The sequence below is a fragment of the Cysteiniphilum sp. QT6929 genome (assembly GCF_030035755.1).
GTDB lineage: Bacteria > Pseudomonadota > Gammaproteobacteria > Francisellales > Francisellaceae > Caedibacter > Caedibacter litoralis.
In genome coordinates this window covers 1,655,904-1,680,846 of sequence record NZ_CP103983.1, presented here as the reverse complement: position 1 = coordinate 1,680,846, position 24,943 = coordinate 1,655,904, and the positions used below count along the sequence as shown (strand labels likewise).

General features: G+C 36.4%; 21 protein-coding genes. 3 read left to right on the top strand and 18 right to left on the bottom strand.

Annotated features, from left to right (window positions below):
• Positions 1 to 795: a helix-turn-helix transcriptional regulator gene (locus tag NYP54_RS07325; RefSeq protein ID WP_283155962.1), complete on the bottom strand. Its 795-nt coding sequence runs from the start codon at positions 793 to 795 to the stop codon at positions 1 to 3.
• 214 nt (positions 796 to 1,009) lie between these two features.
• Here NYP54_RS07325 and NYP54_RS07320 point away from each other — a divergent pair, with 214 nt between their 5' ends.
• Positions 1,010 to 1,768: a hypothetical protein gene (locus tag NYP54_RS07320; protein ID WP_283155961.1), complete on the top strand. Its 759-nt coding sequence runs from the start codon at positions 1,010 to 1,012 to the stop codon at positions 1,766 to 1,768.
• A gap of 38 nt (positions 1,769 to 1,806) precedes the next feature.
• Here the strand turns inward: NYP54_RS07320 and NYP54_RS07315 are convergent, their stop codons facing one another.
• Positions 1,807 to 3,090, bottom strand: coding sequence for a transposase (locus tag NYP54_RS07315; protein WP_283155944.1), 1,284 nt, complete (start codon positions 3,088 to 3,090; stop codon positions 1,807 to 1,809).
• Between the two features lie 272 nt (positions 3,091 to 3,362).
• Between NYP54_RS07315 and NYP54_RS07310 the strand changes: the two genes are divergently transcribed.
• Positions 3,363 to 4,880, top strand: coding sequence for a hypothetical protein (locus NYP54_RS07310; RefSeq protein ID WP_283155960.1), 1,518 nt, complete (start codon positions 3,363 to 3,365; stop codon positions 4,878 to 4,880).
• Positions 4,881 to 4,948: 68 nt separating this feature from the next.
• On the opposite strand, the gene NYP54_RS07305 is transcribed toward NYP54_RS07310, so the two are convergent.
• From NYP54_RS07305 to NYP54_RS07235, 15 genes are all read right to left on the bottom strand, one after another.
• Complete coding sequence (locus tag NYP54_RS07305) at positions 4,949 to 5,719, bottom strand: hypothetical protein (RefSeq protein WP_283155959.1); 771 nt, start codon at positions 5,717 to 5,719, stop codon at positions 4,949 to 4,951.
• Between the two features lie 126 nt (positions 5,720 to 5,845).
• Entirely contained in the window at positions 5,846 to 6,607 is a 762-nt protein-coding gene (locus tag NYP54_RS07300; protein WP_283155958.1) for a hypothetical protein, read from the bottom strand.
• Between the two features lie 39 nt (positions 6,608 to 6,646).
• The gene (locus tag NYP54_RS07295; RefSeq protein WP_283155957.1) at positions 6,647 to 7,783 is read right to left on the bottom strand and encodes a hypothetical protein; all 1,137 of its coding nucleotides are present in this window, start codon (positions 7,781 to 7,783) and stop codon (positions 6,647 to 6,649) included.
• 203 nt (positions 7,784 to 7,986) lie between these two features.
• On the bottom strand, positions 7,987 to 8,283 hold the full coding sequence (locus NYP54_RS07290; protein ID WP_283155956.1) for a hypothetical protein: 297 nt from the start codon (positions 8,281 to 8,283) through the stop codon (positions 7,987 to 7,989).
• A gap of 139 nt (positions 8,284 to 8,422) precedes the next feature.
• Positions 8,423 to 9,211, bottom strand: coding sequence for a hypothetical protein (locus NYP54_RS07285; protein ID WP_283155955.1), 789 nt, complete (start codon positions 9,209 to 9,211; stop codon positions 8,423 to 8,425).
• A 219-nt stretch (positions 9,212 to 9,430) separates the two neighbouring features.
• Positions 9,431 to 12,367: a DotA/TraY family protein gene (locus tag NYP54_RS07280; RefSeq protein ID WP_283155954.1), complete on the bottom strand. Its 2,937-nt coding sequence runs from the start codon at positions 12,365 to 12,367 to the stop codon at positions 9,431 to 9,433.
• Complete coding sequence (locus tag NYP54_RS07275) at positions 12,367 to 12,807, bottom strand: hypothetical protein (protein ID WP_283155953.1); 441 nt, start codon at positions 12,805 to 12,807, stop codon at positions 12,367 to 12,369. The genes NYP54_RS07280 and NYP54_RS07275 overlap by 1 nt, the downstream gene beginning before the upstream one ends.
• 79 nt (positions 12,808 to 12,886) lie before the next feature.
• Positions 12,887 to 13,522: a DotI/IcmL/TraM family protein gene (locus tag NYP54_RS07270; protein WP_283155952.1), complete on the bottom strand. Its 636-nt coding sequence runs from the start codon at positions 13,520 to 13,522 to the stop codon at positions 12,887 to 12,889.
• The gene (locus NYP54_RS07265; protein WP_283155951.1) at positions 13,503 to 13,973 is read right to left on the bottom strand and encodes a hypothetical protein; all 471 of its coding nucleotides are present in this window, start codon (positions 13,971 to 13,973) and stop codon (positions 13,503 to 13,505) included. Before NYP54_RS07265 ends, NYP54_RS07270 begins: the two co-directional genes overlap by 20 nt.
• Positions 13,963 to 16,887 carry a hypothetical protein gene (locus NYP54_RS07260; protein ID WP_283155950.1) on the bottom strand — a complete coding sequence of 975 codons (2,925 nt, stop codon included), beginning with the start codon at positions 16,885 to 16,887 and terminating at the stop codon, positions 13,963 to 13,965. The genes NYP54_RS07265 and NYP54_RS07260 overlap by 11 nt, the downstream gene beginning before the upstream one ends.
• 44 nt (positions 16,888 to 16,931) lie before the next feature.
• Entirely contained in the window at positions 16,932 to 17,720 is a 789-nt protein-coding gene (locus tag NYP54_RS07255) for a hypothetical protein (RefSeq protein ID WP_283155949.1), read from the bottom strand.
• 76 nt (positions 17,721 to 17,796) lie between these two features.
• Entirely contained in the window at positions 17,797 to 18,942 is a 1,146-nt protein-coding gene (locus NYP54_RS07250; RefSeq protein WP_283155948.1) for a TrbI/VirB10 family protein, read from the bottom strand.
• A 3-nt stretch (positions 18,943 to 18,945) separates the two neighbouring features.
• Positions 18,946 to 19,734, bottom strand: coding sequence for a DotH/IcmK family type IV secretion protein (locus tag NYP54_RS07245; RefSeq protein WP_283155947.1), 789 nt, complete (start codon positions 19,732 to 19,734; stop codon positions 18,946 to 18,948).
• 292 nt (positions 19,735 to 20,026) lie between these two features.
• Positions 20,027 to 21,034 (bottom strand): hypothetical protein, encoded by a 1,008-nt coding sequence (locus NYP54_RS07240; protein WP_283155946.1) that lies wholly within the window; start codon positions 21,032 to 21,034, stop codon positions 20,027 to 20,029.
• A 146-nt stretch (positions 21,035 to 21,180) separates the two neighbouring features.
• Entirely contained in the window at positions 21,181 to 21,450 is a 270-nt protein-coding gene (locus NYP54_RS07235; RefSeq protein ID WP_283155945.1) for a hypothetical protein, read from the bottom strand.
• Between the two features lie 157 nt (positions 21,451 to 21,607).
• Between NYP54_RS07235 and NYP54_RS07230 the strand changes: the two genes are divergently transcribed.
• Positions 21,608 to 22,891: a transposase gene (locus NYP54_RS07230; protein ID WP_283155944.1), complete on the top strand. Its 1,284-nt coding sequence runs from the start codon at positions 21,608 to 21,610 to the stop codon at positions 22,889 to 22,891.
• On the opposite strand, the gene NYP54_RS07225 is transcribed toward NYP54_RS07230, so the two are convergent.
• Positions 22,850 to 24,913: a hypothetical protein gene (locus NYP54_RS07225; protein ID WP_283155943.1), complete on the bottom strand. Its 2,064-nt coding sequence runs from the start codon at positions 24,911 to 24,913 to the stop codon at positions 22,850 to 22,852. The two genes, NYP54_RS07230 and NYP54_RS07225, sit on opposite strands and share 42 nt — an antisense overlap.
• Positions 24,914 to 24,943: the final 30 nt, after the last annotated feature.

Here is a 24,943-nt window from a genome sequence, read left to right as displayed (position 1 = left end):
CTACCACCCTTTCATTACCACACAGCGCATCACATCATGCATTTTACTTATTTTAACCGCTAACTCATATTTGTTATTGCAACTGAGCTTCTGTGAAAGTCGCGCGATTGTTCCTTCAATTGTTCTGGGTGATTTATGCAGTTTTAACGCAATTTCTTTTGACTCATAATATCCTGCATAAATTAATTTAAGACAAAGCAATTCTTGAGCCGTCAACTTTGATAAAACCTCAATAGCCACAATCTCATCAACACCCTTAAAAATAATGGGCATAATATCGCTGGAAATATCAAACTCTAAAGCAATACGTGTTTTGTTATCAAACAAATAAGCTTCTATCACCGCTATACACTGATCTAACATCAGTTGTTTATCATTAAAGAATCCCATAGATTTGCATCGGGTAATTACAGAAAGCCTACTGATTGAATTATCTTCATTATATTTAACATAGTTCAAGCAATAGTCAAAATTATTGATAGTTTCAATAAATGAGTAGCTAGACTGATCATCATTGCATAAAAAAGAAGCTAGTTCATGATACCAAATCATTTTAGGAATTTTAGTAAAATTGTTTAAATGAAACGCAGGATCTTTATTTGGAGCTCCTTCTAACCAAGCGCCATAGATTTCGTGTTCTAATACAGGCAGATCAACTACTTGTCCATTTGCAAATAATCTCGTATAAGACAATCCAGTAACACACAATGTATCGATCATAGGAGAGATTAATCTCTTTAGTATGTTTTTATATTTTATGAAGCTGCATCTATGCACTTCTTGGATTGTTGGCATTTAATTTATGTATGACGATGATAATATGAATTCATTATACACAACAATCAAATACTGTCTACTCAATAAAAATTGAAAAATCCTACAATACTACGACAATAAGTACTATTTTGTTATAAAATCATCATTCTGTCCGGTTTTTGAGACCATCATCGCTCCGATAATGTTTTTCCCTAATAATTGCCTCTGTTTTATAACCCAGTAGAGATTTTTGATGAGAAAAATTTATTTTATATTACCGGCTTTATTCTTTATACAAAGCATAAGCTATGCACATACTAAACCCATTAATTCAGCCTCTGAGTTAGATACTGCTATCCAAATATCATTAAGCGAAGATGACAGCAGAACCGCGCTTACCGCAAATGATTGGTTTTATGTTGGTGTCTACGGTGGTGTTTCCTATAAAAACTTTCCACAGTCTAAAGAGTCAATTACTCAATCATGGGGCTCAGATGACCTTTATCAACCAGCTAAGCGTTATTCTCCTTATTTCGCTGCTGAATTTGGTATTCGCCCGTGGCAATATCTATCTTTTGGTATTCGCTATTGGGATGCAGGAAGCACCAGTGTCGCTCTTGATAATTATAATGGATTGATCACGCAGTCAAATGGTGAAAGTAAGATGCACTTTTCCGGGATCAATATCTTAATGACTGCTCATTTCCCCATTGCCAGTATTGATAGTGAAATTCTATTGTCAACAGGACCAGCGATTGTTTTTTCTCAATTTAGTCCATCAGCCTCTCAGATACCCGATTACAATAATCCAGCATTAAAAGAGAGTTCGAAAACTAATATTCGACCGTTTATTTCATTGGGCTATCAATATTTATTGCCATATTCATTAATACTTGGTCTAGAAGCACAATATATTTTTGGAATTGGGGAGAATACTTATTCACCTTATTACAATGGCAGCTATGTACCTAGTATGCTCAATCTATCTCTGAGTCTTGGATACCATTTTTAATACCAAATATTGCATTTAAACTGAAAACTCCTCATTTTTTAAATTTCTCCTCGCCCAATAAAATTCAATATGGCTTTTAAGTCTGCTTGGCTTATCTGATGCTCCTCAATAAACTGATCTACGCGTAGTTTTGCAAGATATGTTTTCATTCCTTCCAAGATGTAATGCCTTGTTACTTCACCTGATTTAGAGCCGCCAAGCTGTGCAATCAATACAACAAAGTCATCATAAACTTCACCTTGACCAATCTCATATAAATAAGATGCAACAAAGAAACCAATAGCAGTAATGGCTTTAATCCCTTCAAAGTCTTTTATCCTAAACTCTTCCCAGCCTAACTCACCTTTGATAAATTTAAACACACCCTCAATACGAGAGCGCTTTAAATAGCAATCATAAACGTTGTAAACGTCATATTGATTCATAAGCTCCTTATTTGTGATTAAAAGCATCGGTTCGTCAAAAGCTTCTTTGCCCTTGCGATCAAGCAGCGTCATTAAAACAACATGATACTGCCCAATCTTCTGCCATTTAGCCTTGATCACGCAATCCTGAAAACAGCGTCCACTGATGTATAGCTTTTGAATACAGAAAGTATATGAATGTTCAAAGGCGTGATCTATCAATTTCCCTTTTTGCTCCTTATCACCGCTTAAGCCTGAAACTGTCCTGTTTTTCTTCAATCGTATGACAAACTCATCTTTCAGTTCCTGTATAAAATCAAAGTACTCACTATCATCAAACTCACGATCTAATACATGCGTAATATTTAATGCTGAATTCTTTTCTTTCAAGGCGTTAGAGCAGGATTTAATATGCTTTAATGCTATGCGCTTTGAGGTCAAATAACTATCGTCATCATAGGCTTCTTTAGACGCCTGTGAAATCACGATATCCTCACCGGCACTTAACTGTTCAATCGTTTCTTTTGATAAAAACTCTGGCTGCTTGTTGCTGTATAGCTCATGACCCAATAAATCAATCTGTTTATTATCTAAATTAACGGCAATTGTATTGAAGCTACTATAGCCATTGATGGTTTTCTTACTCAGATCTTTTACTTTTCCTATATGCTCTGCTTGCTTGGTATATTTTTTGCGTATCTCGCTGGGATCATGAATCAAAATAACATTATCCGAAGACTCGTATTTCTTGGCTGTTTCAGCGCATAGTACTTCACTAATTTGCTCGGGATCAAAGTCATTTAGCTTATTGTCACCTGTAATTGTCCGTCTCAATTTTTCGTACTCCTTTTGGCTGCTACTGATTGAGTAAAGGTTTAAACTGCCATGCTCTAAAACCTTTTCCAGTATCGTCTTCACATTTTTTAAAAGACACCTTTGATGTCATTTTGTTTAATAATTTGCTCATGTGGTCACCAAAAGTAGTGTGCGCCATCCTTGTGATTCCTCTTCTCATATCATTGCTTCGGGCGTATTGTACACGCTTTTAAATTTTTGGGGAGTTTTCAGATTTAAAGGAGACAATCCAAATGAATATTAAAGAAATAATGCAGCAGATTGACAAATCATGTCAACACCCATTTTTCAGCAACTTGCAGTCAATAACCTTACTTTGAAACAGGAGAAATAGAATGAAAATAAAAATAATGATCAGCAGCATTAGCTTGGCAATGGTTTCTATCTCCTCTGCCAATGTCACAGACTTACCGACATCAATTACTTCGGTAGGCGGATTGATTAATATACTTAATTTACAATGGGTAGATCCAATTAATGCAACTTCCGCACAGGCAGCAAATGCCGAAACGCATGCTAACAATGCTGAGTCTTATGCAAATTCAGCAATTCAAACAGCAACAAGCGCCAATTCAGTAGCTCAACAGGCAGCAACAACGGTTAAGACATTTGATAGCAGATTAATTACTGCAGAAAGCGATGCCACTTCAGCCAAGCAAATTGCTTCCTCTGCAAACGATCAAGCAAAAGCTGCCGTAGATACCGCACAAACTGCTTTTGATAAAGCTAATAGCTATGAAAGTCGCATTAATATGGCTGAGAAAAATGCCTCAGACGCGCAACAAACTGCCAATACGGCTAAACAAACAGCAGATAGTATTAAAGGCACTGCAGATGCGGCTAAACAGGCAGCAGATAAAGCAAGTGAGCTTGCCAGTAGCGCATCAGAAACGGCAAATATGGCAAAGACAACAGCCGATAATGCTAAGTCCTCAGCAGATAGGGTGGATCAGTTTGATCAACGGATTACCAATGCAGAAAACGATGCCAAAGAGGCAAAAACTGATGCTAAAAAAGCAAAACAAAATGTTGATGAAATTGAGCAAATCTATTCAGAAAAAATAAATGTATTAAGTAAACAAATTGATGATCTGAACAAAATCATTAAGGATGAAGTTGCCGATAGAACAATCAAAGCTCAAGATTGGCAATCTTTAGACGACCTAATAAAATTAGCACAGACTTCCCCACATATTGATCCAAAGCTTGATGCAGATCATCCTGTAATTATTAAGCTTGCACCAAAAGAGTATACCATTGATCATAGCATTTATATCCCTGCAGGAATAATTATTGATGGAGACAACAAAGCCTCTTTACATCGTTATAGAGATGCACGCTTCGACGATCAAATTATACTTTGTGCTCCGGGAAAATTAAGTGACCTAAACCTTATTAATGATGCAGCTGTATTAACTAATAAAAATGACACAATATCAGCAATGGTTATGTTGTCAAGTGAAGATTTTGATACGCCAAAGTACAGTTTCACATTTAATAACATCCATTATTCAGGCGGAGATAACTCTGTTTTTGTTCAAGATAATCTAAGCTCGAATTATACTATTGGGAGCTATAAAGTGAAATTTGACCACTTTGTTTCTGACACCAAAAGCTCCATTATTTGGGCTGCACAAAAGAGTCGATTTGCTGACAATTTTAACCCTGCCGATGTCTATGACCATTGGTTCTCAAGCGCAGCCAAAGGAGTTTATATCTCTAACTCTACAATGTGTATCAGCAATTTAGCTAATAACGGTAGCTTCTTCCCTCATCATGAAGATAAACAGATACTATCAAATGTCAATATCTCAAACTCTTCAGTAACAGACTATAGTCAATCTTGTATGTGATTGATAATACTATCTACCTCAACTTAATCCTCTACTGTGTAGAGTTAAATCAAAATAGTTTATGCTCTTTACACCAACAACCAATAGCGTTTTGCATATTCAAATAACTCATAACTTTCTGTCAACCCAAGTAACTGCTTAAGACGCTGTGTATAGTTATCAACACTTCGATGAGAGACTTGCATTTTATCAGCTAATACTTTCTTTTCGGATATGCCATGACCCAAAAGCATAAAGCATTGCATTTCTTTATCACTTAGATTAAATGCCACTTGAATATTCTTATCTTGCGGCGGTTTAAGCCAATGTGGTGGCAAAGCCAGTAGCACAAGATCCTCTGGATATAGAGCGAACTGATCATAATACTTTATGGTTAAAGGAGAAATATCGACTACCAGATCATGCAACATATAGTATAGTTCTGCTATCTTTAAGTACAGTGAAGTTATATTGTGTATGCTATCAAAATATAGCACAAAGCGGTGCGCATTACTTTCCACCCAAAAATAATAAGAAATCGCATAACAATCTCCATATTTAGAATGCTCTGGCGTAAATAAACTTTGCCAAGCTTGTGCGTGCACCGCAATTTCAGATAAATGACAAAGTCGTGGTAGCAATCCAATCAACTCATAGCTAAAATAAGGATCCTCATAACGGTACTGGTTATTGCTGTGAAAGCGATAAGCGTACTTATGCAGCTGCAACGGGGCACACCACGTAAAGGACTCATTAACCAATGCGTAATCAATACCACAGCAATTGAAAGTACTCACTATTTGCTGAAGCTTTTCTTCCAAAGCAAACTGGCTTACCACCTCCAGAGTTTTTGTCATCATGATGGGATCATCTTGAATCATTTTTCCTTTACGATGTATTGACGGCATTCAGTTAAAAATAGATAAAACAGGTATGTCAAAATACTACGCCACATTCAGTATGATTTCAACGCAAATGTAAAGATTTTACGATGGGTGTATATCTCTGAGTATACTCAACTTTATATTCAACTTAGCATCTTCATTAAACAAAAAAGAATTATGTTGAGATTGATGCTCATTGTTTGGTGATAACATGCATGATAATTCATGAATATACGAAAGACATTTGTCATTTAATTTAGTACGCTGACTTTTACATGGATTTAAACAAATATTCTCTTTTAGCCATTGACAGTTCAGCATCTCACGCACAACTGCAATTGTATTTTGCAAACCATGCTCAGTCAGATCAAAGGATAACTGACAAGGAGTATGCCGATCTAGTGAATCAACAAAATCTTTTATCTGCTGCATCGTCATCGGTGCATCTTTAGGAATATCCATCATTGATGCTATTACTTGATTATCACTGTCGCTAAAAATTTCAGCATGTTTGGCATCAAGGCGCTCTTGCTTTAGCTGCTCCTGAAATTCTCCTCGCTTATCTTCATAAGCGATTCTTAACTCTTGATAAAAAGTTTTGATCTCTTCAAGATTTTGATCTAATGCTTCTTGCATTTCTTCACTAATAGCCTCTTTATGACGATGCGCTAATGCAACTGCCTTAAAATAACGATACAACCGAGTCAATAGCTGATCTAATTGCTGCTGTAAGTGCTTAATTTTATCGTGCTCTTGATGTAATTGGTTTAAGAAGGCAAGCAAAGGCTTTTTAAACTCGAATTCCTGCTGCTGATATAATAGCTCTTGATATATATTCTTAATTTTTGACTGTAATAATGACATAAAACACCCCTCTCAATTAGGTATAGGTTCATAGCAATTTCAATTTATTGAAGTAGTTACTGATACCTCTTGATCTTTACTTCCCATGTAGTAATCACAAAATGTTTTTAGTTTACTTTCATTGTCTTTATGATGAATATCAAAAATATCGGTCAATTTCTGACGCGCTTGCTCTGAGAACACAAAATGACCTTGCTCATCTTTTTGCTCAATCATTGATTTGGCATTCACAAGGTAACCCCTTTTAAATGCATCCTCTGCAATCTCTTTATATTTGTCATAATCTAAATACTCATCATCTTTGTTATTGTCTTTCTTCTTGTAGATTGGCGCTAGACGTGTAAATGTAATCATTGGTGTTGAAATGCCTGCTTCTTCGACTTTCTTGTCATTTGCATCTTTTGTCTTCAATTTATTTAAGGATGATGATTTTAGTGAGCCATTCTCTGTTACTTGCGTCGGTTGCGTTAAAATTCCCAAGATTTGCTTTGCACGCTGATACTTTTCATTGGGATCTTGGATGCCTTTTATTTCATCCATAACTTTTGACTTTAAACTCGTCTTAGTGTTAGCACGCAATAAATCTACCGTTTCGAGCAAATGCTTTGAAAATTGCATTGGATCACCCTTTGACTCGATATGGGTTGATCCATCGCTGTTTTGCATGACTTGATACATTGTCTGCCCTGCAGCTAACTGATATGTTGTTTTATTTCCTTTGTTATCATGGGTAAATTTTTCAAGCTTATACCCACCTGCCATATCTGGTGTGTTTTTGTCCTTTAGCCGTACATTTAGAATATCAACCAACGACTGGGCTTCTTTTTCTGTATTGATATGTTTTAAGTTCAGCAGCTTAACGAGGTTATAGTCAATGCCTTTTTCAAACTCGATTGTATTTTCTTTCACCTGCCAATTGCTACCAAAGATACTCTCTAATTCTTCTGCTGTATACTCTTTACGAATCAACTCAAACTCATTGTTCTCCCGTTTTTCAACTATCTCTTTACGCTTGCCTTCTTGCAATGCTTTAACATTGAGTAAATAGGCGTTATCATTTTGAGCCTTCCAATTGTCTTTCGCATAAAAATCATGCTTTGCTACTGCATGAAGTGTATAGTTATTGTCATCGTTTTTTTTTGCATAAAAAAAAGTATTATCTAGCCTAAATGACATAAAAAGCTCCTGAATAACTTGCTGTTTTTTTGTTCAATTTCCACATCAGAAACACCCGCAAGTTATTGTGATGTTTAGTTGCGGTGAAGCCGCTTAGGGTGCTCCTGTATTTGATATAGATTTATAACATATCGTTACCGGAAAATGGCTAACGGAGTTATATAACAAATGTGTTTGAAAGATCTCAAGACGCTAAACAGTTGCTACTTTTTAGGTGTATTATTAACATTACCATTCAAATTATTATTAAACATACTACCATTGTAATGACCTGCCTCAGCCTGCTGTTGAGGGAGCTGGGTATACCAATTCTGCTTTGATGCACTGTTAATACCATCTTGTTCAAGCTTAGCTGAATTTTTGAAAGTCTCTATTCGCGCTTCATGTGCCACTTCATCCGACACGACATTCACCCTATAGTGCGCTTGCGAATCTGCTGCTGTCTTTTTATCTCTCATTTCTAATGCTTTACCATTAGCTCCGTCTTTATTATCACTCATGTTTCCCCCTAGAGTGCGTTCATTTGCTATATTGCAATTATAGGCACATAATACCAAAGAGGCTACATAGTTACTGCATATTCATCAATTTGATGACATTTGCATTCTTAAACAATGGGCACTGCAATCTAAAAACCTACTACCCATACAATGCTTTAGCCGCTTCGGAGCGAAGGCCGCTCCCTTCCTTATTAATCCAAGGACAGGCTCCATTATTAGAAAATGATTCACATAAAAACAATACCGCATTGTTTTTTTTGTTGTATGCAGGATGAACCCCAGTCATACCATCACAAGCGATATTTTCATACTCAAATAAACGGTTTAAGTTAATGTGACAAATTGCTGGAGTATTAGAAAACATTACATCAACTTTATAACCATTATCCGATGTTGGACCTGGGTAATAGTACTTGCGATTTGCATAATTCAAAGCATACCCAGATATTGATGCATTTATTTTCCCCAACCCCACAGAGATGATATTAGGAACGAGATGTCCTCCTACCGTTACAAGATAGGAGGAGCCATCATTAGTAACATCTAGCGTTAAATTCTCATCATTTTTAACATTTTTATAAAAATAGTGCCCCTTCCAGCCAAAGGAATAATAAATGCCTAACGTAAATGTGGATGAGCCATAATTAGAGTCAACCTTTAAATCAATCTGATGATCAGTCGTTATAGCTGCTCCATCATCATAGCAGTTCCCAGAAGCTTTATCTTCTGAAGAAAAACTTTTGCTCATACCACTATTGATTTGCGTATTACTCTCAAAATCATTAGGATACCAGCAATGATCATCAGTCTTCTGTATTTCAATTGGAACGCTTGTATTATTCTGTATCTCCACACTGATGGTATTTCTTGAAAAGCCTAGAATTGGTAAAAAAAATAGCAATATAATTATTTTTTGTTGAACTGACATGGACGTTTCTCCTATTTAGATTCATTTAACTGTAAATACAATGTTAAAAAGTATAATCCCCCACATAAGTACCTAAACAATAGTCCCTTGGTAATAATCGATATTCGGGTCAAGCCCGAATATGACTACTCACTGTCATTCTCTGACTTGATCCGAGAATCCAGAAAACACCTGATAATATTTGCATAGGTACTTAATATCTAAAATTTCTTAAAACCTCTAAGTATTAGGCTTATTTGGATTAACCGGATTGCTAAGATGTGCACCATTTCCTCCACTACTTTCACCACCACCTTTTTGGCTTTTGTGATATTTGTAATTATCCACCGAAGTACCAACATGTCCGGCGCTGGCGCCCAAGTTTTGCACACCGTGCATTTGCTCTTGCCGTCCTTGATTGTGCTTCTCTACAGTTTGCGTGCCTGATTGTGCCATACCTTGAGCATTTTGCATGCTTGAAGATTTCATCTCCTGCATATCTTGCTCGCCAGCACGCTCATTGTGTGTACCACCGACCCAATGCAGAATCTTATCAGGTAAGATATAAATCAACGAAAAGCATTTATAAAAAGCCAAGCTAATAAAGCTTGCGTACATAAATATCAATAAAATATTTAATGATCCAGTAACATAGCTATCGCTTGACGTACCATATACGTTGCTGATTTGCGTTGCCACAGCATGAAAACCTTTTGCCGAAATAGCTATGACAAGATAAGTCAAAATAATCCCCGTAATTAATCCACAGATCATCAATACAGGTCTTAACACTAGATTAAGCATGATTTGAATGGCAGGCTCTGCCTTGCCATATACTTCATGTCCTTCTGGATAAACAAGTCCAAGGGCGACAACTGGTGCTGCAACTAGCGCCTCGATAATTAATAATAGCCAAGCAATCTTACCTGCCCAAAATAAGATAAATGGTGTCAAAGGAATAATAAGTGCAAATAAAACCGCATTGGTAAATAAAGTCACCAACACAAAAAAGACAAGTGGCAACCATATCAATGACATAGTTAAGTTCGTCATCGTGATAAACGTTGCTAATTGCGCACCAAAATCGCCAATAGAAGAAATGACACCAGGTAACCCTGGCGTAAAGTAGCTAGAAACAGCAGCTCCTAATGCTGCTGACTTTGATACCCCCTGAATCGTGCCAACTTCCCACTTAACATCATTTAGCGCTTTATTTGCCTTTTTAGTAATCGCTATCAATGTATCCACAACCATTTTTATTAATGACTGACCTACGCCTTGAATTTGCGTTAAAGCTGAAAATGCATTTTCCACAGAAGCACCAGGACTAACTGATTCACCGATATTATAAATTTGATTTAAAATACCTCCAGCATTAGCATCAAGACTCATTTTTTGAAAAATCTCATTGATAAACTGTTCTGCAGGTGAGGCAATATCAGCAACTACAGCGCCTTCATGAAAGAAACTGACATGATTTAACTGAAACAATCTTACTAGGTATAGAAATTGCTCAACATACTTTTTTTTCTTGTCTTCTATATCAGCACCTTGCTTACTATTATCAAGCGCTGTCTGAATCACCAAAAAATATTTACCAATATCAGAGGAAATAGAAGAAGGAATAATAGCATCTATCAAGGACTTACAGTTGAAATCCTTAATAATATACATATCTTGACCAAAAAGTGCCTTATATGTCGTTTTACAAGATTCAACATCCTTCCCCAAAACATCCATCATCTGCTGTTTAAGCTTACTAAGATCTAGCTGAATAAATTTATCCGTTTTATCTTTTCCCATAAAATCAGTTAGCTTCACTTCTTTACTATGCTGAGGATCTTTCTCATCCTCTGAAATATCAGGATGAATGCTGTAATTAAGTGAACCATTAATTGCATTATCAACCAAATAACCAAGAGATTTGCTATTTTTAAGATATTGTAGCTTAATCCCTACCTTAGAAATATCAATTTGACTTTGCTGATCGTTATATAGCAAGTCATCAAATACCGCAAAACTTTTATGAAAGGCCTGTAATACACTTTCAAAATTACTATCTAACTTAAAATACTTCTGATCAGCATTCCACCAATCATTCTCCCGTTCTTTCTGCTCGACATCTGCCGCTGCATTACTTTGCCCTGGATTTTCTGCCTTTTCTTTTAGTTGACTTTGAAACCCTTTAGCAATCGACTGAGCTAAATCGCCAATAGTTGTTTGATTTTGAGCAAATAAGTAGCTAATGCTGAGGCTCTGCTTATGCATATCTAAAATTCTATTAATCAGATTGTAACAGCCACCCAGTATAGGTTTACCATCATCTTCAGCATAACAATACGTACTTAATGCCTTAGAGACATCAGTATTATCAGGCTGACTGACAGGCAACCTAAAAATATAGTGATTAATAATTTTATAGATATAGTATTGCTCATAACTATCACCCGAAAGAATCGACCATTGCTGCATACCTTGTTTTAAGCGCTCAATGTTCGCTGTATTAAGCTTATTATCGGTCGTCTTATAAATATCATCCACCTCATCAATATTATCTCTCATCTGTTGACTAATATTATTCTCAATTTTCATTGCCGCTTGCACAATAGACATCTGATCAACTTTAGGTGTGTCATAGGCATCATATCGATCATCACCATTTGCCTTACTGGCAAGCTTAGTTAGCATATCACTTGAAAATCCTGCCAAGAGATACAAAGCAAGATCGGTTTTGACGCCATCGGCAATATCATAGCTCATCACTGGTGGAACCTTGTTTTGATCCAACTTTGTGTAAGTTTCCTTCCACACATCATTAGCAAACTGGATACTCACGGACACCATCAAGAAGATCAGGTATTGCGCCATACAAAACCCTGACTGTAAAGGAATAGCAAATGTCGAGCCAAGAATAACACGCAAAGGAATCCAGTATGAACTCCAATTTTTACCTAAAAAAGTTCCATCTTTCGCCGTATTAATCGTACCGATCACTAGAATAAAGGCATAAATGGCAATGACTGCCATTAAAATGCCAACGTTAAAGTAGTAAATCAAAGTTCGAAAAGCAGCATCCGAGACTTGACCAGAAAATACAGCTGATGCGGATGTGTTATTCGGATAAAAAGCAAAGAGCTGATTTAAAACCTGCCATGCACTCCAATTTTCTGACAGCATTATTTCCCTCCTTTAAATAAATCAACAAACCATTCATGAAAGGTACAACCAAGCTTTTTTCGATATAATTGATAGCGCCAAAAATGATACTTGAACGCATTTGCAAGCATGAGCATCATTAATGATAGAGCAATGAATCCAATCAATATATAACCTTTGATGAACAAATAAAGCGCATAAAAATAGATAACAACGGCAAGCAATAAACACAGGCGCAATAAAAAGGTGAATTTTTTTATAATATGGCTTATGCGAGTCTCATCAATACCAGATTTTGCCAAATCTGTATAAGACATGTCATGCTCAGACTTTTTTAGCTTTAAAATACTTTTAAATACATTGCCGATAAAACGATGCTGCTTATGAAAAGCATCTGCTAAAAATATACGCTTCGTTCGGCGAAATCTGACTTTAGTTTTCTTCTCTTTTGTTTTTTTCATATCAAAAATACTCAAGGTTTGCTTGTGATAGATAGGTGGATATATACACCGTCCGCACAATGATTTATGCGCGATATACTTATTTGCTATTTAGCTGAATAATCTGCGCGATCCCAAAATAGTGGCCTTTTGCCAAATCCTGTATCCTGCTATTCTTCTGAATGGTTAATTTTAAGATGATGTGGTTGTTTGACACCTCATTACCTTGAGAGAAGGTAACTAATACCGGTACTTGAACTTGCCAACTGCTTACGCCAGCAATATGCCCTGCAGCGGTAATAATTGGAACCCCATCTAAAGCTGCTTTTGCCACCATTTTATGATCCACTACCTGATCAACTGTCTCTTTAAATGCTTCATTAAAGGCATACCACCCTTGTTGGGTAAACAATGGTTTTAATGTTAGAATTTGCTCTTTATAATTTAAAAAATCAAACTTATACAACTTAGTGGTATTTAAACTGACCCAATTAACCAACATGTCATCAGTAACTACTATTTTTTTAGGTAGATCAAGTGATTTAACTACCCCTTGGTCATTAACTGCCAAAAAGTAATATTCATTTTCCTTATGGCTATACCATAAGCAAGTAAATAAAATCACGTTCAATAGAATACTAATAAGTAAGACTTTAATGATTAGCCTAAAATTACTTTTATAAAATTCTGCCCTTTTGGCAATCACTTTGAGTACATTAGTTTGCATAATCTTCATCCAGCACTTTATTTAATACACTTTCTACCTTTAATAAACGAGCCTCACTACAAACTCTGACTAAAATAAGATTTTTCTCAAATGACATGCAACGCTTATACAACAGCTCGTAAGCTAGGTTATTGCTGAGCCTTTGATAAATCATCTGAAATAAAGCCCCATTTTTCTTATTAATATTCTGCATCATGTACATCATAAGGGCTGTCGAGAGCTTGTCACACAAGCGAATGATGGCATCAGCATACTCTTCACTAGGCTCTTTTTGCTGACAAGCCTCAAGATAAACTTCATATAATCCATCATAGATCTCATTTGATAGTTCAGGCTCGCTTACCTTATTTTCCTTAATATCATAAACCGTTAACATATCCACCAACTCAGGCTTACCAAATCCATGCCAATAATTGATAATTTCTGCTTTAAAATGATGCATCTCACTTCTATTGTCCATGTTTGACACTCCTGTAATATTGCTCAATAAAATTTTCTATTAATTCATTAGCAATCTCTTTAACTGATCTATCCACCTGTAAATTTGATTGGGTTTCAAGGTAAGCTTTAGCACTCCCAGTTGGAAAATGCTGAGCTAACAGCAATAAACTTGGCATCACACCGATATGCTCAGATAATTTTTCTTTTAAGTAGCAGTCCTCTGCTGTTGTCGTAAATAACCACAACTCATAAGCACTTAAACATAAATTCAGTAACTGGGTATTGATGCCATTGACCGTGTGGAACTGACCAATAAAATTCATCCCCTCACTTGTTGGTCCATGTACCGCATATTTTAATGCAGAAGCCTCTGTCTGATTTAAACCAAAATGTGAGCGGGTTGTTTCTAGTGTACTTTGATTTCCTCCACTTAAGATAAAAATTGACGTTGCAAACTCAAGCATCGTATGACTAAAATCACTCAATGATTGTGAAGCTAATGCAATTTGTACATTATGTTTTCTGCCCTCACGCATATCGGTTAGCACTTGCCTTAAAATTGGTGCACAGCCTCGCGTGCGGTGAAACTCATCAAAAACAATACGTTTGGGGATATTGTATAGTTCTTGCAATTTTTCTTTGTGATACCCCTGATAGCTTGCTGACAACTGCTCTAAATCTTGGACTTTCACAAAAAAGTAGCCCGCCGTTAAATGACGCACTAACATATAAGCAATAACTGAAATACGTGCATCATTTGCAGAAACTGCCGACATCACTGATGCCAAATCAAACGCCACAACCCTTGCATCAACATCTATCCGCGTCACAAGATTCAAAGACGGTAGGTTTTTTATTACCGTGGTGATATTGCGACAAAAATATTGAATATAATCTTCACTACTTGCTAGATTTAATCCTTTATATAGATCAATAACACTTGTCTGATTCACTGCATTAATTAAATCTGATAGCAACGGCATGGCATAACGTTGCGTTTTTTGCGCCAAACGAATCTCATTTTTTTGAAAGAGTATATCAGTGATCTGCCACCATGATCTGCCTTGACTATCAACCTGTAATTCCTGCAACTTACGATCAATCTCTTGATTAATGCCTACCTGATAGCGTTTGGGCTGTTGATGATCACTGGTGAGTTTATACACTTCATCAATAACTAAACTTAGCATAGCCTCCATGCCATCTGGCAAATTCTCTTGTATATTTTCCAACAACAATACTGTCAAAAAATTCACTAAAAATGCTTTATGTGCATGTCCTGGATAACGTGCGCCAAGATGTGTATCAAAAGGATTAATCGCATCCATATGACTAAAAGTAAATTGATAATGCTCAGCAATCGCACTTCCTCCAACGGCCTTTAATAAATCAATCACTCCTTTTGAAGAAGGTCCAATATCCAGAATCGAAATATATGGCAGCCCCTCCAAGCCATTACACAAGCACGCAGAAAGGTTAAGTGAATTTAATAATACTGATTTACCCGAACCAGATCGCGCATAAATTAACTCAATCCAACTCACTTGCTTAGATGAACCACTTTGATATGGCCATAATTTACCATCAGGTGTACGAAATAAAGTTGCACCATGATCCCATGAAAGAGCCGGTCTAAAAAATGGCATCAGCTTTACTGCATCGTTTAATGGCGCACCCACAGCACAAGGAAAACCCCGACGATTTAAAGCCAAGAAACTTGATTGAACCACGTCAAATGGATCGCCAAAATTTTCCGTTGTTTGCGCGCCCCCCCAATTCTGAATTGCTTTATGTAAAGCTGCCTTACGTTTCTGAAAAGTCATTAAGTCAGACTTATTTGCCCATGTAATTAAGTTTACGGAAAGCCTAATAACGGGCATGTCCGTATTGTTCTGAATATGCTTTAATAAATCGTGTGCACGACAAATCAACTTATTTTCATGAGAACTAAATGTCAGGAACTGAGCCAAAAGCGACTTGATTTGGCTTATTTTAATTCCATTAGGCGCCAATGAGAAAGAAATCTGCCAAGGTAGCTGATACTCTTTCAACGTTTGGAATAATGCATAAAATGCCTGAATATGCTTGGGAAATAAACTAATGGTGATCGGCGCATAGCGGTAATTGCCAACAATACACTCTGACATATTGACATTGTTACTTTCCTCTGCAAACAGCTGATAACTTAAGCTTGGCCATAACCAACTGGTCCAATCACTATCTTCACAACCTAGCTGTAGTTTGTCTCCAGGCAGATGTGCTTGCCAGTCATTACTTGTTATATCTGGTGAAATCTGCTGCTTAACTGCTTTTAATAACGGCTCAACCTTCATTAATTGAACACTCAATCCCATTGCAAAAAAAGACTCCATCAAAACAGTCACCAATGCAGTATGCTGTAACCTCACCTCATTAATGACATGTAAGAAATGTTGTGCCTTTGATGAGATTTTTATATTGTGACTCTTAAGCTGCTCTAGTTTGTTTCGATATGCTTGTTTTTGTGCAGGCGCTGTCAATAGATCAGATGAACTCCAAATACACAAATAACATTTTTCAAATACACAAGCCTCTTCGAGTTTGACTCTTTTGGCATTAAAGTAATCTTCAAGTGCCAAATCTAACCGTTTAGCACTTTTTTGTGATGGCAGCAATAACTTCTCTATTTCCTGTGCTGTACTTTGTGCATCATAGCGAAAAAAGCATTTGATCTTGACTCCTTGCTTTTTAAGTAACGGCGTTAAAGTAGCAGTGATTTCATCACATAAATGATGATATTCATCATTACCTACCATGTGTTTAACACCATTAATTTCAAGCACCGAGACCAAACTACCATCTTTGGTAATCAGAGTATGCTCATCATCAGCACTTTCAAGCTCACAATAATTATAGATACTTTTGTTACTGATACTATTTAACCAGGAAAACATTCCCTCGACAGTGTTATACAAGAAGTTCATTATTTATCTCTAACTTATTCAAATACAAAACCAGATGCTGTGTAGACTTTATAAGTCTGGTCATCGATTTTTAAAACTTTGCCATAACCTTCTAACTGTGACCCTTCTTTGACAGTAAATGAATGGCCTTTCTTATCTTCTAACCACGCAATACCATCAATAATTGCGGTTAAATGAAGCTTCTCATTCATATTAATTTCTTTGGCATTCATGTATTGCAGTTGTCGCTGCAGCTCACTCACAAGAGAAATTAACGTTTTGCTTTGATCATTCTGTTGCATACTGTTAATAACAGAGGTTATTTTTTGCATATCTTTAAGCAATTGATCCTGCTGAGATTCTAACTTCTTAATGTGCTGCGCAATTTCAATACTTGTCTTTTCTGAGCGTTTACTGATAGCGCTTTGCAACTCATTAAGTGTATTTAACTGTGTTTTTACTTCCTGTAATTGATCTACATTAACCTGAGCATTTTCCGTGTGAACTGTTCTTGATTCTGTTTTAACAAACGATGGCATGTTAGTAGCTTGTGTTTTAACTTGAGATTTTATATTGCTAGAAGGTTTATCATCACTGCCAAATAGTGTTCCTAGTACATAATAGGCACCAAATATAAACACTAATCCTGCTACAGCATAGACAAGATAAATTTTTTCAAATTTAAATGAGTTTAACTTTCCCTTTAACCCTGATGTCACTCCGTTATCTACAACGATATTCTCTTCTGATTGCTTAGACTCTTCTGCCACGCTGTCAGCTTGCTTTTTCCTATCGTCATCTTCAAAAAAATCATAATTACTCATGTACTTTTATCCTTTGCTTTACTCATTATTTTTATATGTACAAACCAAACTTTTTAAAACAGCTATCTTGTTGTGATTAACTTTTTAGTGGATTAACATCTTGCATAATTAATACACCGATCGCACTACCTTGATCCAAGGTAACAGTTGGTGGTTTATCAAATTGTTTTGACATCGAACTACTTAGCGCCGTACCAATCTGCCCAAGCCCTGAATAAGCAGCATTTCTAGCGTTCATTTCAACCTCACTACCCTGACAAACTTCCCGACCAGTGATCTGATCTCTATAACACCAGCGATTATTATTCTGCTGTGCATTACTAAAATAAGTCCCAAACCCTTGCAAAAATGATGCCGCAAACAAACTGCCATAGCGCAATACATAATGATGATCAACGTCACTTGCCAAAGCAGTTTGCGCAGTATGTTGATCAATAGCATACGCATTGATTGAAATACTTTTTGCGTAATTTTCAATTGATAAGGTGTTGAATTTGACCACCAATTTATCTTCTTCTCTAACAAAGCTCCCCAGAAGCTTGGCATGTTTATAGGGTCCCACCACGATATGCGCTAATACTGGTGTATTTGGCTGATCACTATTAACACTAGTATCAATGACAGCAATCAAGATATCACCTGCTTTAAACATGGCCATCAGGTCATTACTAGCTGAAGACATCCCACCAGAAAAACCACTGTTGCCAAGCTCACTTTGCTCCTCTTTCATTGATGGTGATTTATTCCAGGTTTTTAAAATAACTTCAAAATTCTTTTGCGCCACTTTAGGATCAATTGGAAATTGACTTTCTTGATTATCGGCACTTTTAATCTGCGTCTGCGACTTTTGAGCCTCTGTTTTTTTCTGCTGATGCTTATAATCATAAAATGCAACAGGATCCATCTGCTGTTGGCTATTATCAATGTCTTTATCTTTTTTTTCCTGAGTTGTAGATGAAAAAACATCCTCAATATAGCTACCACTACTTTGCTCAGCTTGTTGAATCTGTTGCTGCCTTTCTTTAGCAATAAGTTCTTGGCGTTTACTATCGACTATTGGATTTTTTTGATTTACTTCAATTTTGTTATCACTTACTTCTGAACGCAAATATGTCTGGCTATTTTTAGAGCACATGGATAACATCATAATTGAAATCACGATAATTATTAGAAAAATAATCAATACACGTAATCGCGGATGATTTTTAAAAAATTTCAACATTGCCTACTCATCCTTTAAATTAACTTTATGTAACCCTGAATCATTCGATATCATCACTACAGGTGTTGGATTAATCTCATAAACATGAGTAGTACCCATCGTTTTATCCTCAATATGATTAATATAGCCTGGAGAAATAAGTGTGCCCGATGTCAAAATAAGATATCGATCGTTGTAGCGCCAAAATTTACCCACGCCTTGCTCGCCCGTGCTAGATAGTTTTTTGGCGCCACTTGGGACAACACCTGATAATAAAGACAATAAATACGATGATTGCTGCACACCCCCAAGCTGCGAGTCGTCTTCAGGTTTAGTGACACGAACATACAGCTCGTAATCCCACTCCTTTTGTGTTGATTGCAACATTAAAGTAATTGGTGTTGCACGCCCTTGTAGCATCACTGCCATATTTGTATTGGCATAAGGTTTTTTTGATTGAAGCATGATAATCCCACCTTTTTTATCCCAATTAACGGTAAAATTTTCTGCATCTCCGATCACATAACTTGTTACAGGCCAAACAACTCCCTTTGAATCGGTGAAAATCAATGAACTCACTACACCAATACCTAATCTCACATTAGGTGGAGCGGTTGAGAACCCGGGCTTCGTGTTAGCAATAACAATGCGCGAAACACCATTAACATTACTCATGGCTGGCATAACAGCCGCAGCCTTTTGTCTTGAGCTAATCTCAGTTTTTGACTGCTCAATATCAGTTGGTGTTAATGGGAACATGCTGTTGACAATATTGTTGACCATCATCTGCTCGTTGGCGCATACCATATTCATCCATAACAAACTACTTAAGGCGATTACACATCGTAAAGTAGCTCTTGGACCACTCAATAGATTTTTAAAGGGCTGCTTTGTAGCTAGACAGCATAAAATGATTTGCTCACGGCACAAATAAATGATTGATTTCACAATATATTTAAACTAAGTACACCTTCCATGGCAACAAATAGTAAAGCTCAATCGATCAATATTCTTCAGTTTGGAAAAACTCTCATCAATTTGATGGGATTGATGATTATAAGTGCGTAAATTTGTAATCTCCCTCAAGCCTCTCTAATGTAAGTTTTTATAAGTCACTCTTGTGTTTATTGGCAGTTTTATCATCTAACATATCAAATTCACCTTTAACACAAACTAGTTTTGAGGGCATCAAATTAATCTCTTGACAAGCACTTATATTCTCATTTTTCTGATAGCATTTCACATAATCATCCGATATTGCCTCTGGATAAATACGTGTGCCTAAGGTGCACTCTTTGTTAAGCTGTTTAGCAATTTCAATCTTTTCACCAAAGTTATTACCAACTAGACCTAAATCACCGCCATCAGTTTTAAAAGCTTTATAAGCATCTATTTCATTGAGCATACTATTCTTTGATCCATCTTCGCTAAATGATGGTTCATAACATAAATAACCACTTTCGCAAACGAAAGAAAACTTGGTATATGGTCCATAAATTGAACCGTATTTGTAATAATTTCTGAGATAGATTCCAATCTGACCTGTTACTGAAGTTAATGACTGCAAAGCAACTTTAGTATTATTTCTAGCATTAATAGCATCTTTAATTGCGGTTTGTGATAACTTTAGACCATTATCATGTTTTTTAGCAAATCTCACTTTAAACTCTTGCTCATATATTGACGTAATCATTTGATTATAAACCTGCCTGACTAAATTATTATCAGGGCTAAACAAAAGGTTAACTTGATTTGGCATAGATAAATATTTAAATCTAATAAAACTTACCAATGACTTAAAGTAGCTAGGTAACCCTTCATAAGCTTGTAAAGATAAGTTAAAACATCTTTCATCTTGCTGTTGAGCTAAAGAGCTTGAGCAGTCATATATCGCCATAAATTGAATATTTTCCATGGCAGCTTTATCACCATTTAGGGCACTTTTGAGCAATCCACTAATATCTGACACATTATGATCTTCTTCAAAAATGTCATTCAGCAAAGTCGGTTGTAAAGCTGTTGAGTTAGTCATATTTCTAATATCACTATATGCGCCATTATATAACACAGCACAAATAGAGATTATTTTGATGCATTTAAGCATTTTGTTCATTGTATATATCTCCCATAATTTCATAATTTTAAGACAAGCTTTGTGAGTCATGCCAATCGACAACACCTCACAAGCTTTATCCTACACTGATTATTCTCAATAAAGTCTTTAGCTTCGATATAACGGACAAGCAGTCCTAGTGGTTTTTATACACGCCGACTATCCGGTTTTGCCTCAAAGCGCATCCTGATATCTTCGTAGACCAGCGTTTGTTTAACAGGAGCTTGATACCCTTGATTTTTTGATTTTCTTTTCTGTTTACCCTTTGTCATTTTCTTTTTTAGTTCTTGCTCAAAATAGATATTTGCGGAAGCAACGAGATCTCCAACTGCACTATCTGTTTCGGCAGCTATAATCGGTACAGTCAGATCTAACCTGATATGACTGTTATTTGGGTCATCTTCATCTAAAATCACATTGACACTGAAAACTCCCCAAAAATTTAAAAGCGTGTACAATACGCCCGAAGCAATGATATGAGAAGAGGAATCACAAGGATGGCGCACACTACTTTTGGTGACCACATGAGCAAATTATTAAACAAAATGACATCAAAGGTGTCTTTTAAAAAATGTGAAGACGATACTGGAAAAGGTTTTAGAGCATGGCAGTTTAAACCTTTACTCAATCAGTAGCAGCCAAAAGGAGTACGAAAAATTGAGACGGACAATTACAGGTGACAATAAGCTAAATGACTTTGATCCCGAGCAAATTAGTGAAGTACTATGCGCTGAAACAGCCAAGAAATACGAGTCTTCGGATAATGTTATTTTGATTCATGATCCCAGCGAGATACGCAAAAAATATACCAAGCAAGCAGAGCATATAGGAAAAGTAAAAGATCTGAGTAAGAAAACCATCAATGGCTATAGTAGCTTCAATACAATTGCCGTTAATTTAGATAATAAACAGATTGATTTATTGGGTCATGAGCTATACAGCAACAAGCAGCCAGAGTTTTTATCAAAAGAAACGATTGAACAGTTAAGTGCCGGTGAGGATATCGTGATTTCACAGGCGTCTAAAGAAGCCTATGATGACGATAGTTATTTGACCTCAAAGCGCATAGCATTAAAGCATATTAAATCCTGCTCTAACGCCTTGAAAGAAAAGAATTCAGCATTAAATATTACGCATGTATTAGATCGTGAGTTTGATGATAGTGAGTACTTTGATTTTATACAGGAACTGAAAGATGAGTTTGTCATACGATTGAAGAAAAACAGGACAGTTTCAGGCTTAAGCGGTGATAAGGAGCAAAAAGGGAAATTGATAGATCACGCCTTTGAACATTCATATACTTTCTGTATTCAAAAGCTATACATCAGTGGACGCTGTTTTCAGGATTGCGTGATCAAGGCTAAATGGCAGAAGATTGGGCAGTATCATGTTGTTTTAATGACGCTGCTTGATCGCAAGGGCAAAGAAGCTTTTGACGAACCGATGCTTTTAATCACAAATAAGGAGCTTATGAATCAATATGACGTTTACAACGTTTATGATTGCTATTTAAAGCGCTCTCGTATTGAGGGTGTGTTTAAATTTATCAAAGGTGAGTTAGGCTGGGAAGAGTTTAGGATAAAAGACTTTGAAGGGATTAAAGCCATTACTGCTATTGGTTTCTTTGTTGCATCTTATTTATATGAGATTGGTCAAGGTGAAGTTTATGATGACTTTGTTGTATTGATTGCACAGCTTGGCGGCTCTAAATCAGGTGAAGTAACAAGGCATTACATCTTGGAAGGAATGAAAACATATCTTGCAAAACTACGCGTAGATCAGTTTATTGAGGAGCATCAGATAAGCCAAGCAGACTTAAAAGCCATATTGAATTTTATTGGGCGAGGAGAAATTTAAAAAATGAGGAGTTTTCAGATTGACAACTACTTTTTTATTGATGGAATCTAAACCAACCTCAAAGCCCCTTGTAAAAGCACTTTCGACAAAAGGATTCGTCAACGGTGCTACAGCACCTTGATGTGACTCCAAAATAAGGCGCCTTTCACTATTAGACAGGTTTCTATCTTGAGCATTTCCTATACTCTGCAATAAAGTTTCACTTATATTATGATGATCAATCGCATTATCTACATAAGGATCCCTCCTCATTTGGTAGCTTAATAACTCAAGAGACGAGACATCAGTAAAGGCATTATTTCGTGCAATATGATTCAGAAAACTTTGTTCAATTGCACTCAAAGGAATATTGTCATTGTCATTTTGAACCAGACGATATAACTGGGTAAAGTAATTACGCAGCCAAATAGACATTATATTACGCCGCTGTAAACTCTGTGGATTCAATTGAAATAAGCTATCTTGCGCATCATTTGCCAGACCCAAATCATGTATAACACGCGAAAAGCCCATATTTATTAATCTATGCATAAGATAGGTTACATAGAATCCACAATCATTACCTGCTTGTATTCCTCTAGAGTATTCAAGTACAGTGACAGGCTGATTGGTCTGTTGCTGTAGTCTTGTGATGACACCTCTGACTAAAGATGAGCGTTGAGTATTTACCCCTGCTGAGTCAAATACTAATACTTGATAGCTACGATCCTCAGCCCTATGGATTGCAATCAGGTAAAAATGACCATCTCGAAAGATTGGAAACAATCGCGTCTGATTGATTGGAAGTGTATCAACAATATCAACCATATTATTGGTTGCTGTATGCTCAGATACATTGCCATACTGATCATCAACGTGGTTCAGGCTAATAATATTAGCCATTCCAGCAGAATTAGTTACAGGACGTGGTATATTTAGTGCATTTTGTCTTATCTGACGTGCTTGATGATACATCAAAGTTAAAGCAGCTGACATATCATCAGAGGTCATCATGCTACCTAAAGAATATCCTCCATCAACAACTATTAATAACTGATTACTAAGCAATTCAACCAAAGGTTGATCGTTAATCTGAAGATCCCAAGATCGTTCAAGATCTCTTAGCAAAGTCCGTGTATCAACTTCACTCTCTAAATCACACGCTATGCCATTAGCAATATTTGCACACTGCCTTAACTGCTGGGTAAATCCACTATCATTATCAGTCTCAGCATTTCTATTTATAGTATAGCTAATAGCAACAGCTGGAATAGCAGCCACTGCAGCCACGCCTCCTCCCAAGATTGATACATTTGGAGAATTAAGTAGCGATGGCTTAAATTCTGAGCAGTTATTATTGTTTAACTGACCAAAAGAAGGTTTGCCATCATGGAACCCTTTATTATCGAAACCACTATCAGTTTGCCCTCTGCTTTGCGTTGAAGGATTTTGTAGGGTGTTAGAAGGGAATAAATGATCTGAAGACCTTGACTCTGAATGATTATAAAAAGCTTTACCCGCCTTGGTGTTTTTTAATATCTCACAATCTGACTTATATTGAGCGTTTTGTTTATCAACACAATACACCATTAAATTGGAGAACTGATTTTTTCCAACGTCTTTAACAACCCACCTCAAAGCAGCATCGGAATTAAGCCAACTAATGGCTGCATTGTTAAAAACCCACGTGTTTTTTGCATTTTCTTTCAGCCAATCAAACCATTGAGCCTGTTTCAACCATTCATTACCAGCATAAGTCTCTATCCAATCCTGACCTGCTTGAGATAAGATAAATTTACCAAACTCTGAATGCTGATACCAATTGTATCGATCTCCTTTATCCATTTTAATAACACGGCTATATAGCAAATTCTGTAAATATTGGTTGTTTTTAATCTTACTTGAACCCTCTGGGGTATTTAATGCGCTATCATCTAAGTACAATTGCTGCATCTTATCTCCCACTGCTTGAGTCTCTACGGCCACTGCATTTCCTAAAGGCATTACCCCTAACACAAACAATACTATACATATTTTTTTCATAATATCTCCAATAATGAAATTAGTAACAAA

Bases quoted from the DNA above. Each gene is read 5' to 3' on its own strand.
- NYP54_RS07265 (WP_283155951.1), bottom strand. From the start codon at position 13,973: ATGGACAATAGAAGTGAGATGCATCATTTTAAAGCAGAAATTATCAAT.
- NYP54_RS07320 (WP_283155961.1), top strand. From the start codon at position 1,010: ATGAGAAAAATTTATTTTATATTACCGGCTTTATTCTTTATACAAAGC.
- NYP54_RS07225 (WP_283155943.1), bottom strand. From the start codon at position 24,913: ATGAAAAAAATATGTATAGTATTGTTTGTGTTAGGGGTAATGCCTTTA.
- NYP54_RS07260 (WP_283155950.1), bottom strand. From the start codon at position 16,887: ATGTTTTCCTGGTTAAATAGTATCAGTAACAAAAGTATCTATAATTAT.
- NYP54_RS07290 (WP_283155956.1), bottom strand. From the start codon at position 8,283: ATGAGTGATAATAAAGACGGAGCTAATGGTAAAGCATTAGAAATGAGA.
- NYP54_RS07250 (WP_283155948.1), bottom strand. From the start codon at position 18,942: ATGTTGAAATTTTTTAAAAATCATCCGCGATTACGTGTATTGATTATT.
- NYP54_RS07240 (WP_283155946.1), bottom strand. From the start codon at position 21,034: ATGAACAAAATGCTTAAATGCATCAAAATAATCTCTATTTGTGCTGTG.
- NYP54_RS07280 (WP_283155954.1), bottom strand. From the start codon at position 12,367: ATGCTGTCAGAAAATTGGAGTGCATGGCAGGTTTTAAATCAGCTCTTT.
- NYP54_RS07285 (WP_283155955.1), bottom strand. From the start codon at position 9,211: ATGTCAGTTCAACAAAAAATAATTATATTGCTATTTTTTTTACCAATT.
- NYP54_RS07245 (WP_283155947.1), bottom strand. From the start codon at position 19,734: ATGAATATGGTATGCGCCAACGAGCAGATGATGGTCAACAATATTGTC.
- NYP54_RS07310 (WP_283155960.1), top strand. From the start codon at position 3,363: ATGAAAATAAAAATAATGATCAGCAGCATTAGCTTGGCAATGGTTTCT.
- NYP54_RS07325 (WP_283155962.1), bottom strand. From the start codon at position 795: ATGCCAACAATCCAAGAAGTGCATAGATGCAGCTTCATAAAATATAAA.
- NYP54_RS07255 (WP_283155949.1), bottom strand. From the start codon at position 17,720: ATGAGTAATTATGATTTTTTTGAAGATGACGATAGGAAAAAGCAAGCT.
- NYP54_RS07295 (WP_283155957.1), bottom strand. From the start codon at position 7,783: ATGTCATTTAGGCTAGATAATACTTTTTTTTATGCAAAAAAAAACGAT.
- NYP54_RS07270 (WP_283155952.1), bottom strand. From the start codon at position 13,522: ATGAAGATTATGCAAACTAATGTACTCAAAGTGATTGCCAAAAGGGCA.
- NYP54_RS07305 (WP_283155959.1), bottom strand. From the start codon at position 5,719: ATGATGACAAAAACTCTGGAGGTGGTAAGCCAGTTTGCTTTGGAAGAA.
- NYP54_RS07300 (WP_283155958.1), bottom strand. From the start codon at position 6,607: ATGTCATTATTACAGTCAAAAATTAAGAATATATATCAAGAGCTATTA.
- NYP54_RS07275 (WP_283155953.1), bottom strand. From the start codon at position 12,807: ATGAAAAAAACAAAAGAGAAGAAAACTAAAGTCAGATTTCGCCGAACG.